The sequence below is a fragment of the Caldisphaera sp. genome (assembly GCF_023256325.1).
In the GTDB taxonomy this organism is placed as follows: Archaea; Thermoproteota; Thermoprotei_A; order Sulfolobales; family Acidilobaceae; genus Caldisphaera.
Genome location: NZ_JAGDXI010000028.1, coordinates 24,619 through 36,814 on the forward strand (window position 1 = coordinate 24,619; position 12,196 = coordinate 36,814).

The following is a 12,196-nucleotide window of genomic DNA, read 5'->3' on the forward strand; positions in this document are numbered from 1 at the left end:
CTAATCACCCATATAATTCATTAGTTTAAGCGCTAAATCAGGTCTTGATGCTAATGCTTTTATAATTTTAAGCTTGCTCATACCTCCTAAAGCAACCTCTGCATGAACTTCTGCAGGCATGCTAGACAACAATTCTTTTCTCCTTTCCCTATCCATTGACTTTACTCTCTCTAAAATCTTTCTTTGTATTTTAATTGAATTGGTTATCTTTAGTTTTGATAGGTGATTTTTAATGTCATATCCATTAATCATAGCATTAGCTATTTCAAAACCTGATATTAATGATGGTCTTATTCCTTCGCCAGTTAATGGCAAGACAAAACCAGCAGCTTCACCAATTTTAGGGAATTTATAATCGAAATCTAAGTTAACACCACCTACGGCTATTTCCGCTCCCTTAATTGGAGAAATTACCTTTGATCCTCTTAGATATTCATTATTCTCTATAAACTTGTTTAATAATTTAGTTAGTTCTTCCACATTTCTATATCCTCCAACACCAACTTCTATTTCATCACCTGCCGGAAATATCCAATAATAACCTACAATATCCGTATCAAAAAATATGATTAGTTTTTTCAATCCTTCTAAGCTTTTTGAACTAACAATTGTCTGAATAGCATTTATTTTTTCTCCGCTATAAAATGCAAAACCTCCTGCTATGATAGCGCTATTTATTTCCTTTATGTTACCATTTTCTTTTATGCTATTTTTAAGTGGATTAAATCCTGAGTTTTTTATTAACTCCGATCCTGATTCTATAATTAAAGATTCTAAGAAGTTTTCTTTATCTAGAATATATCCTTCTAAGAAGTTTTCTTTATCTAAAACAATAACATCATCAACATACATAGTTACTCCATTTATAGTTTGTACTATGTATTGTTTTTGTATTTTTATAGGTAGATCCTTAACAGATGGAACGCCAAGACCGCATGGTTTCATAGCTAATCTTTTATTAGCTTCATAAACCTTTACTTTATAACCATTTTTAGATAGCATATAAGCTGCAGCAGCTCCTGCTGGTCCAGACCCAATTATACTATATTCTTGCAATCTTTCCTCCCATTAGCGATAGTCTAAGGCAAAAATATAATTCTTTTATATAGACATACATATTTAACCTTACTGACTTCCTCCCAGTCCTGAAGGGCGAGGCTTTCTTTTTATGTAAAATTTAAATCATTAAAATTTTTGTTAATTGGGGAAAAAATATTACAGAAACCAATAAAGTTACTAAAGAAACTAAAGGTACTGTTATATTATCATCAATTTTGTTCCACCTCTCCACTAAGGTCGCGAAAACAGCTGCAATAATTCCTGCTAATCCAAACTTTAAACCAACAGCAACACTTACAATTAACATTCCAACACTTCCTTCCCAACCTTTAACTCTCTTCTTATATCTTATATTTCTTATTATACCCGTTATTCCATCGCCCCAAGACATCATTAATGCAGGTACTACACCAAGCCAAAAACTTCTATCTATAAACCAAGTTATGAAAATAACTATTCCCCACATTAAAGCAAAATGAACTTCATATTCGTTTTCGGGATCTTGAAACCAATACATTAGCTTTCCTGATCTATGTAATGAATATGTTAATATGGATATTAATAAGGCCATTATTAACGGATACAAAGGTTCTTCAAAAGTAAATGGTAACAAAAAAGCAACTAAACCTCCAGCCAAAATATGAATTACCTTTCTTGCAAAGTATTTTGCTGAATGGTCGCTCCATCCTTTTTTTAATGCAAAATTATATGTTAATTTTGCCAAATAAACTGTTACAAAAATAACCCATATCATTAATATAATTGCCATTAATGTATCATGAACTATTTCCGTGTATGCTATCAACATATATTTTCACGGTATAATATAATTTGTTTCTAGCTTAAAAACATTTTTTATTACATTATTTTCAAATATTTTGTTATTATCATAGATGCAACTACTATTATTAATATTATTAACTTAAACCAAAATGGGTGCTTCCAAAGTCTTTTTATTTCATTGCTTTTATTTTTTATTTCATTTTCGCTAATACTAAATAATGGTCTTACTATCTTTACAGTTCTATATAACAATAGTAGGGAAACTAGAGATATTAATGGAATATAGTTTAATATCGAAGAAATTACCAAAGATAAATACATAACTAGTATACCGGCTAAAATAGCATATTTAGTTTTATTCAACCCTATTTTTAATACAAGAGTTTTCTTATTTGCCTCTTTGCTGGCCTCTAGCATTAAAATACTTGATGCTATTAAAATCAAATATGTGTCAGCTCCATTTATTGCACCTACAATCAAAGGATACAAAGGCATAATAGATCTCGTTTGAACCACAAAAGATCCCCATACTACTAATGGACCCATTATAATACCTGCGATTATTTCTCCCAAACCTCTATAAACTAGCTTAAACGGAGGCTCTGTATATGCTATACCTAAAAATATCCCTATTATACCTATAATTAAAACAGAAACACCAACCATTAAGGCCAAGTAAATTCCGGCAAATAATGCAAATAAAATTAAAGAATATCCAAGAACTTTTACATGCAATGGTTTTAATTTATAATCTATAATTGGATTAGCTCTATGAGCAATCCCTAACTCTCTGTAAATAATATCCGTCTTATAAACAAACTCTCTGTAATCGTGAGTTAAATTAATTCCGGCCTGAGCAAACAAAATACCTAATAATGTTATTATATAAAAAAGCCAATTTATTTTACCATTATGATACCAAGCAAGAGCTGTTCCTAGTGTTACTGAAGAAAATGCACTTATCAAAGTTAATGGCGAGAAAGATAAAAACCATAGCTTTATTTTATTCATATTTCACCACATCTGATATAATTTTAGACTATGTTATTTTTGATTAGCTTGGGTATTAGCAGTGAAAAAATAACCCCATATAATGGTGGAAAGGCAAGCGTTAACATAACAATTCTAAAATCGAAGTAAAATCCTATTTCTAATGCCAAAATTGATGACCATATATGAAATGAAGATCCTATTAGAGCAAATTCCCATGTTCCTTTTGCTACTAATTTTTCTGGATATAAATATCTAGGTATTGAATATATGAAAGGTACAGCAAAAGCTTCCATATTTATTAATAATATAGCCAATGTTAATATCATATATTTAGGTTCGTCATACCAAATTATTAAAAACCCTATAAAACTTAATAGATAACTCAATGTAACTACCTTAACCATATTATTTAAGGACTTAGAATAATACATTATTATACCCCCGATAACAGTAAAAAGTGCAGCACTATAACCAAATGTCTGCATAGCCAAAGTTATGTTATTTGGACTGTACATGGAAATATATTGAGGCAATACTATACTTAAAACCAAATTTCCTCCAGCTATTGTCGCCCATAACAAACCCATAAGCCATGTTCTTCCATACCTATAGGTAGTTCCAGGAATTTCTTTTTTTAATTTATTCATAACAAATTTATTTTTTCTTATCAGCAAAATATATAATATTGATGAGACTAAAGATAGTAACGAAAACAAAGTAAAGATAGTAATAGGATCCTCTTTTGTCAAAATATATGCAGAAGTGCCTATTGCTACTCCTGCAGGTATACCTGAAATTGATACTGCCGAAGCTAAATTTCTCGTCGTGATTTTATCATATAAAAAAGAATAAACATTTGAAAATACCTCCATATATATGGTTACCATCCCCTGTAAAAACCTAAAAATCATTAATTCAACAAAATTCTTAACAAAAGGCATCAATGCTATGGTTAATGATATCAATATAGTAATTCCCAATAGAGCTGTTGACAAATTTCTATAGAATTTGAGATATCTACCTATTATCTTACCTACTGGCATTCCCACAAAATAAATTATATTTCCCCATAATATCAATGATTGCACGCTAACATTTAACTTTAAACTAAAATAACCAGCAAACAATACAAATGTTGACAATGATGTAGTCATAATAGCTGCTGAAATAAAACCAACTAATGATAACAATATTTTATTTTGACCAGACATTGCATATACCTCCCATTATCTTAGTTAATGACATTTTTATTCCCTAACTAGTGGTTAATTTCATGTTAAAAAATATATAGCAGATATAAAAATTTGACACTTATGATGTTATGTATAGCTGATATTATCGATACAAAATTACTTTTACTACATTATTTTTTGATTCTTATTTAGAATATCTACAAGACGTAATTTAAACATTATTTATGTCCCACCAATAAAACTTTAAAACCCCTGCTTATAACATCTTTAGTGGGAGGTAAATGGGCATGAAAAAAGAAAATATTAAAAATATTAAAGAAGAAATCAGCGAGGAAGATAAATGGTATATGGAATGGTATATGATATTAAAGGATACACCTTTCCATGGAGCGCCAGGAGGTTAGTACCATTTTTGTATAAATTGTATAAATTCTTAATAAAGTATCTGCTTTTTTTACATCAATTACAAATTTTGCCTTCTAATTAATAATAAAAAAGATAAAATATTATGGCAATTATAAAAAATTATTCATGCTTAATGCTTATTATTAAAATTATCTTAATCCCTTATGAATTTTCCTTAAAACATAATGCAATATACCACCATTCTTATAATATTCCACTTCTATTGGTGTATCTAATCTAACCTTTGCTTTAAATTCAATGACCTTTCCATTTTCTTTCTTCGCTTTAACTGTTAATAATTTTTTAGGAACCAAACCATCTTCTATACCTATGATATCATATATTTCGCTTCCATCTAATCCTAGTTCATCGGGTCCTTCATTAGGCATGAATTCTAATGGCAATATACCCATACCAACCAAGTTGCTTCTATGAATTCTCTCATATGATTTCGCTATAACCGCCTTTACTCCTAATAGATACGGTCCTTTAGCCGCCCAATCTCTACTGCTCCCCATTCCGTATTGGTTTCTTCCTATAACTATAACTGGTATTTTTTCTTGCTTATATTTAACAGAAGCATCAAATACATGCATTACCTCTTTTGTTGGCCAATATATTGTATATCCACCTTCTTTATCTTTTACTAATAGATTTTTGAATTTGGGATTATCAAATGTACATCTCATCATAACTTCGTGATTACCTCTTCTACTTCCGCATGAATTCAGTTCATTTGGTTTAACTCCTAACGATAACAAATATTGACCAGCTTTTGAATTAGGATTTATATTACCTGCTGGGCTTATATGATCAGTTGTAGTTCTATCTGGTGCGTAAATCAACACTCTAGCATTCTTAATATCACGCAAATCTTCTACGTTTTCTTTTAGTCCTTCAAAAAATGGAGGCTTCTTTATATAAGTACTATTTTTATCCCATTCATATGTTTCACTTTCTTTTACTTCAAGTTTATTCCATGCATCAGTTCCTTCAAATATATCACTATACTTCTCTTGATATACTTTTGGATCTAGTGCTACCTCCATAGCTTTCCTTACTTCATCACTATTAGGCCATATATCTTTTAAATATACTGCCTCGCCATTAGGATCATATCCTACAGGCTCTTTATCAAAGTCTATATCAATTCTTCCAGCTAATGCATAAGCAACTACTAATGGAGGACTGGCTAGAAAAGCTCCACTTGCTAAAGGATGTACTCTACCTGAAAAGTTCCTGTTGCCGCTTAGCACAGCTGCTGCATATAGCCCTTCTTTTCTTAGAGTTTCTTCGATTTCTTTCCTTAACGGACCAGTATTTCCTATGCATACAGTACAACCATAACCAGTTATGTGGAAACCTAAAGCTTCTAAATAAGGCAATAAGTTTAACTTTGTTAGATATTCTGTAACCACCCTGCTACCAGGAGCATTGCTTGTTTTTACCCATGGCTTGACTTTAAGTCCTTTTTCAACTGCTTTTTTGGCAACTAACCCAGCAGCAATCATAACACTTGGATTGCTTGTATTTGTACAGCTAGTTATCGCAGCTATAATTAGACTACCATCTTTTAATTCAACTAAATCATTTCCTAACTTTAATGTAACGGACTTGGGCTCTCTTTTCTTTTCACTTAAATATTTGCTTATTAAACCATTCAAGACTTCTTTTGCTTCTTTTAATGGAATTCTATCTTCAGGATTTGCAGGCCCAGCAATTGATGGCTCAACTTCTCCTAAATTTATTACAACTACGTCGCTATATTTTGGTTCGCTGCTAGGATCATACCATAATCCTAATAACTTAGCTGCTTCAACTACAAATTCAACGTGCTTAGGATCTCTTCCTGAGCCTAACAAATATTGAACGGTTGCATCATCTATAGGGAAATACCCCATAGTAGCGCCATATTCAGGTGCCATGTTAGCCAATGTTGCTCTATCTGGCACGCTCAGCTTTTTAATACCTTCTCCATAAAATTCTACAAATTTTCCTACAACACCTTTCTTCCTAAGTTTTTCTGTTATATATAAAACCAAGTCTGTTGTAGTTACCCCCTCTTTTAATTCACCTATTAGTTTTACCCCTACTACTTCAGGTATGAGCATATAGTAAGGTTGACCTAATATTACTGCTTCTGCTTCTATACCACCTACCCCCCAACCTAATACGCCCAAGCCATTTATCATCGTCGTATGACTGTCTGTTCCTAAAACACTGTCTGGATACGCTGTAAGTCCTCTTTTTGATTCGCCAAGCCATATTACTTTAGCTAAATATTCTAAATTAACTTGATGTATTATACCTTTTCCTGGAGGAACAACTCTAAAATTCTTAAATGATTTTTGAGCCCACTTTAAAAGCTTATATCTTTCTGAATTTCTTTCAAACTCCTTTTCCATATTCTTTTGCAATGCCGTAGAAGTTCCATAATAATCTACTTGCACACTATGATCTATAATTAAATCAACTGGAATTTGCGGATTAACTAGCTTTGGATCGTTTCCTAGATCTTTAAATGCATCTCTCATAGTTGCTAAATCAACAACGGCTGGTACCCCTGTAAAGTCTTGCATGACAACCCTAGTTGGATGTAAAGGAATCTCTTCTTTACCAGCATTTTTATCCCAGTTTAATATATTTTTCACATCCTCATCTCTTACAACAAAACCATCATAATTTCTTATTATATTTTCTATTAAAATCCTCATAGAATATGGTATTTCTTTTAATTTTCCTAATCCGAGTTCATCTATCTTATTTAAGTTTATTATGGAAGCTTTCCCTAAATATGTATCAATGTTTTCAAATAATTTGTCTATAGTTTCCTTCATTGCCATTTCTGGCACCCAATTAATTTGTAAAATATGAGTTATTAAAGCGTGATATATTAATTTTATATAACTTTTATAACAAGGAGTGTTTAATTTAAATTTCTGGAGATACATCTTATATACGGTGAAAAAATGAGTTCAGTTACAGAACTTCTATGGACTGAAAAATATAGACCAAGATCTTTAAAGGATATAATAAATCAACAAGATATAACAGCCAGACTTATGAAATTTGTTAATGAAAAAAATATGCCCCATTTACTTTTTGCAGGTCCGCCAGGAACTGGTAAGACCACTGCAGCGCATGCATTAGCTCATGATTTATATGGCGATGCTTATCAACAGTTTATGCTAGAGTTAAATGCAAGCGACGAAAGAGGTATAGATACCATAAGAGAAAAAGTAAAAGAATTTGCTAGAAGCAAAACACCACCGGATATTCCATTTAAAATCATATTATTGGATGAAGCAGATAATATGACTAGTGATGCACAGCAAGCTTTAAGAAGGCTTATGGAGCTATATAGCGCTTCAACAAGGTTCATTTTGGCAGCCAATTATCCATCAAAAATTATAGATGCTATACAAAGCAGATGTGCTTTTTTCAGGTTTACGTCCTTAAAAAAAGAAGATGTTGTAAATCGTCTTAAATATATAGCTGATAAAGAAAAAATTGATTATGAAGAAGAGGCATTAGATATAATATTTGAAATATCTGAAGGAGATATGAGAAAGGCTATAAATGTTTTACAGGCATCAGCTTATTTAGGCAAGGTATCTTCAGATCTTGTATTTAAAGTAGTTGGTATGGCTAGGCCAAAAGATGTTAGAGATATGATAGAAACCGCATTAAAAGGAAATTTTATTGAAGCAAGAGAATTATTAAGGAAAGTAATGATAGAATATGGTTTAAGCGGTGAAGATGTAGTAAGACAAATACATAGAGAAATAATGGGGTCAGATATAAAGATAAGCGAAGAGTTGAGGGTTTTAATTGCTGATTATCTTGGAGAAGTTCATTTTAGAATTGCTGAAGGTAGTGATGAAGATATTCAGCTCAGCGCATTTTTAGCATGGCTTTCTATGATGGGTAAAAAGTTGGGTGCCTAAATTTGCAAACTGAAATGAAAATACCATGGATAATCAAATATAGACCAAAAAAAGTTGACGATGTAATAAATCAAGAAGAAGCTAAAAGTCAAATCTTAACTTGGCTGCACTCATGGCTTGAAGGTAGAAGACCTGAGAAAAAAGCTTTGCTTCTGTATGGCCCTCCAGGCGTTGGGAAGACAAGTCTTGTTGAGGCAATTGTTAAAGAATATGACCTAGAATTACTTGAATTAAATGCTAGCGACTATAGAAGAACCCAAGACATTAGAAAAACTGTTGCTATTGCCTCTCAAAAAAGACCTTTATTTAAGAGAATGACATTAATTCTAATGGATGAAGTTGATGGATTAAGCCCCAGGGGCGATATAGGAGGAATTGATGAATTAATTAAAATAATTCCTAATACAATTAATCCAATTATATTAACCGCCAATGACCCTTGGAAGGATCAATTAAGACCTTTAAGAGAACTAGTTTCTATGGTAGAGTTTAAATCTCTAACCTTGAATCAAACTATATCTGTTCTACAAAACATTTGCAATAAAGAAAAAATAGAATGTGAAAGAGAGGCTTTAAAATTTATAGCAGAGAGAAGCATGGGAGATTTAAGAGGAGCAATAAATGATTTAGAGTCAGTTGCAGAAGGTTATGGAAAGGTTACGTATAATATTGTATCATTAGTTATCAAGGGTAGGGATAAAAGTATTGATCTATGGAGGACCCTTAACGGAGTTTTTTATGCAAAAGAAGCATGGCAAGCTAAAAGATCGGTTACAAATTCAGAAGAAGATTACGAAACATTAATGGCCTGGTTTAATGATAATGTTCCACTAAAATACGGCGATTATGAAGATTTATTTAGAGCATTGGACTCTTTATCAAGGGCATCACTATTTTTGAGAAGAGCAAAGTCTGGAAATTGGGATATGCTATCATATGTTTTTGATTTAATAGGTCCTGGGATTACCTTTTCAAGAAAAAATGGAGAACTGTTAAAAAATAGGTTTTCTTATCCAGAGAGAATTAAAATCATGGCGCAACTCAAAGGTTTAAGAGAGAGCAGAGATAGAATAGCAGGCATCTTAGCTAAAAGATTGCATACCTCTCAGAGGTTTGTTAAATCTGATTTAATGCAATATATAATAGTTATGCTAAGATATGGCAATATAGAAAAAGCGGCTATGCTATCAAGGGCTTACGGATTTAATGAGGATGATCTAAAATACTTAACTGGTAATAGATATAAGGACATACAAAAAGAAATAGAATTGTTAAAAGAAGGAAGAAGTGTGGAAGAAAAAGAAGTAAGTAAAGTAAGAAGTGTGGAAGAAAAAGAAAAAAGGCATGTTTCTTTAGAGACCTTTGGAGCCAAACCGACAAACAAAGAAGAATCTAAGAAAAAATACAGAAAAAGCAAATAATTTAGTGAGCAAATATTAATCCTATGACTGGTATTAAAAACACGACTATCAATATTATAGCAAATATTACTAGCAAGGTCTTCTTTTTTGATTTATTTCTTGACATTCTTAACTCCCTTCTATTTTGTATATCTTGCATATTTAAGGTTATATCGATTTTTGATTAAAACGTAAAGTTTTATATTTTGCAAGCATTAAAATTATCAAGACGGTCTAAATAGCACTCTGTTTTATTAAATTAAAATTTATAAAAGTAAAAAATATTTAAAATATTAAAATAAAATTGTTTATAAAATTATTTATTATTTTCATTTTTTGTTATATCGATTCCCATGTTTTTCATTACTATTACAAGATCATCTGTCAATATACCACTAAGAGCTGAATATACAAACAATATTGCTCCAACAACAGCAGCTAACAACATATCCCAAGGATATGGTACTATAGCATAACCGGAGTATGGACCTAATGAACTAACATATTCAACTATTAACCCAGCAAAAATTACTACGATAACCCATAAACCAGCCTTTATCTGTGATTTACCATAACTAGATATACCTCTATAAAGCACATATGTGAATAGCAGTGTTGTTATTAGATTAATAACTACCCATAAAACAAAGTTTGGAAGCGTCTCCGCTAATACCTGACTAAATGGCGGTGGACTTGAACTACTAAGAACTGACGCTTTAACGACAACTCCATAATCCAAAAGCCAAATTGTTGTTACAGCAAGTATTACCCAATAAACAATACCCAAAAATATGCCTAATAATCTATTGCTTCCTAGTCTCTTTGGCATAGTATACATATAGAAAATAGGTATACCAGCTAAAATTAATGCATCTACTGCCCATAAAACGGAAAAAGTGCTCCAATATACTATCATAAATGCTGCAACAAAAGCTATGCCACCTAGAACCCAGGGGAAAGGTAGCTTTAATGGTCTATGCGCGCTAGGTGCAGTTCTTCTAAATACAACTAGAGCTGAACCACCTATCATATAAGTGAACACTGTAGTAGTTGAAATAAATCCGACTATTAAAACCCAAGCTGGGTACGGTATTAGGAATATTGCGCCTATCAGCCATGATGCAAGTAATGAGACCCATGGTATCTTATGCTTATTTAACCATAGAAATGCATCCGGCAAATGTCCGTCCGTAGCCATGCCATAAAATACTCTAGTTGTAGTTCCTTCGTATATCCATCCAGTACCTGACGGTGATACTATAGCATCTATAAGTAGAAATATGCCCCAGCCTACAAGTATTGGTATTGCTGAAATTTTTAAAATTTGATAAAATGGACCTTTACTCAATACTGAATACTGCAAAGCAGTCCAATTACCAGGTGTTATAGTCATATTTGAAGCCGCAGATAGTTTAACCCAATCTATTCCACCCGTAAATGCAACCTGCAACAATACATATATTGCAACTACAATCAAAAACCCTAAAAGCGTTCCTAATGGAACATCTCTTTTTGGATTTTTGGCTTCTCCTGCATATTCTAATCCTTGCCTAAAACCTAAATAAGCAAATACTATACCAGTTGTTGGAAGTGCAAAGAATACTGGTGACGTCCCGTAAGGCAAGAATGATGGAGTTACAAAATTCTTTGGATGGAAGTAAAATGACATTAACAATATTATAGTTATTAGAGGGACAAGAAGTTTCCACCATCCTACGGCAGTGTTAGTTTTACCCATTACATGAACTCCAAAATAATTTAACAAGAAGAAAAACGTCAGAAATGCAAAGGCAACTAAGACACCCAAAGCAGTAAGATAGCCTGAAGTATTAACTAATCCTGGCACATATGAAGCCATATATGTAACAACAGCTTCTGCTTCAGCTGGCGCAACAGTCATAGCACTAAGCAGATATGCCCAAGCAAGTACATATGAAGTAAGACTTCCATGAGAATATTGTGGATATCTAACTATAGCTCCCGTTTTTGGTATCATACCTGATAGTTCCGCAAACGCCAACGCGACAAAAAACATCAAAATGCCTGCAATTAACCAAGATAATATAGCCCCAGGACCTACAAGTGTACCTGCATATAAAGCTCCAAAAAGCCATCCTGAACCAATCATTGCTCCTACAACTAAATAAGCTATATCCCAAACACCTAATGCCTTTCTAAGCTGTTTGTCTGCCTCTTCTGCTCTATTAATATATTTTTCCTCTCCCAAAAACACCACCTAACTGGTAATCATTAACACTAAAAATGGTTTAAAAATATTTTATTTAGAAAGTATATATGTGGGATTAATTAAATTTATGATATAACCTAAATTTTTATTAATAAAATAATTTTATATTGACTAAATTTTTAAAAATTATATTAATTTCCAATTATAAATAAATATATAGTTATATAT

Annotated in this window: 8 protein-coding genes; 2 read left to right on the forward strand and 6 right to left on the reverse strand. The window is 32.0% G+C overall.

Annotated features, from left to right (window positions below; all coding sequences use genetic code 11):
• The 5 genes from Q0C16_RS04120 to acnA form a co-directional block, all read right to left on the reverse strand.
• A complete protein-coding gene (locus Q0C16_RS04120; protein ID WP_292319781.1) occupies positions 1 to 1,056 on the reverse strand; it encodes an NAD(P)-binding protein in 1,056 nt (351 codons plus the stop codon).
• Between the two features lie 121 nt (positions 1,057 to 1,177).
• Positions 1,178 to 1,867, reverse strand: coding sequence for a dolichol kinase (locus tag Q0C16_RS04125; protein ID WP_292319783.1), 690 nt, complete (start codon positions 1,865 to 1,867; stop codon positions 1,178 to 1,180).
• Positions 1,868 to 1,917: 50 nt separating this feature from the next.
• Entirely contained in the window at positions 1,918 to 2,853 is a 936-nt protein-coding gene (locus tag Q0C16_RS04130) for a prenyltransferase (protein ID WP_292319785.1), read from the reverse strand.
• A 23-nt stretch (positions 2,854 to 2,876) separates the two neighbouring features.
• Positions 2,877 to 4,046 (reverse strand): MFS transporter, encoded by a 1,170-nt coding sequence (locus Q0C16_RS04135; protein WP_292319787.1) that lies wholly within the window; start codon positions 4,044 to 4,046, stop codon positions 2,877 to 2,879.
• Between the two features lie 536 nt (positions 4,047 to 4,582).
• The gene (gene acnA / locus Q0C16_RS04140) at positions 4,583 to 7,276 is read right to left on the reverse strand and encodes an aconitate hydratase AcnA (RefSeq protein ID WP_292319789.1); all 2,694 of its coding nucleotides are present in this window, start codon (positions 7,274 to 7,276) and stop codon (positions 4,583 to 4,585) included.
• A gap of 126 nt (positions 7,277 to 7,402) precedes the next feature.
• Here acnA and Q0C16_RS04145 point away from each other — a divergent pair, with 126 nt between their 5' ends.
• Positions 7,403 to 8,380, forward strand: a complete 978-nt coding sequence (locus tag Q0C16_RS04145) for a replication factor C small subunit (protein WP_292319790.1) — start codon at positions 7,403 to 7,405, stop codon at positions 8,378 to 8,380.
• Positions 8,381 to 8,382: 2 nt separating this feature from the next.
• On the forward strand, positions 8,383 to 9,801 hold the full coding sequence (locus Q0C16_RS04150) for a replication factor C large subunit (RefSeq protein ID WP_292319792.1): 1,419 nt from the start codon (positions 8,383 to 8,385) through the stop codon (positions 9,799 to 9,801).
• A gap of 295 nt (positions 9,802 to 10,096) precedes the next feature.
• Here Q0C16_RS04150 and Q0C16_RS04155 read toward each other — a convergent pair whose 3' ends face one another.
• A complete protein-coding gene (locus Q0C16_RS04155; protein WP_292319794.1) occupies positions 10,097 to 12,007 on the reverse strand; it encodes an APC family permease in 1,911 nt (636 codons plus the stop codon).
• Positions 12,008 to 12,196 lie beyond the last annotated feature (189 nt).

Bases quoted from the DNA above. Each gene is read 5' to 3' on its own strand.
- Q0C16_RS04130 (WP_292319785.1), bottom strand. From the start codon at position 2,853: ATGAATAAAATAAAGCTATGGTTTTTATCTTTCTCGCCATTAACTTTG.
- acnA (WP_292319789.1), bottom strand. From the start codon at position 7,276: ATGGCAATGAAGGAAACTATAGACAAATTATTTGAAAACATTGATACA.
- Q0C16_RS04145 (WP_292319790.1), top strand. From the start codon at position 7,403: ATGAGTTCAGTTACAGAACTTCTATGGACTGAAAAATATAGACCAAGA.
- Q0C16_RS04125 (WP_292319783.1), bottom strand. From the start codon at position 1,867: ATGTTGATAGCATACACGGAAATAGTTCATGATACATTAATGGCAATT.
- Q0C16_RS04135 (WP_292319787.1), bottom strand. From the start codon at position 4,046: ATGTCTGGTCAAAATAAAATATTGTTATCATTAGTTGGTTTTATTTCA.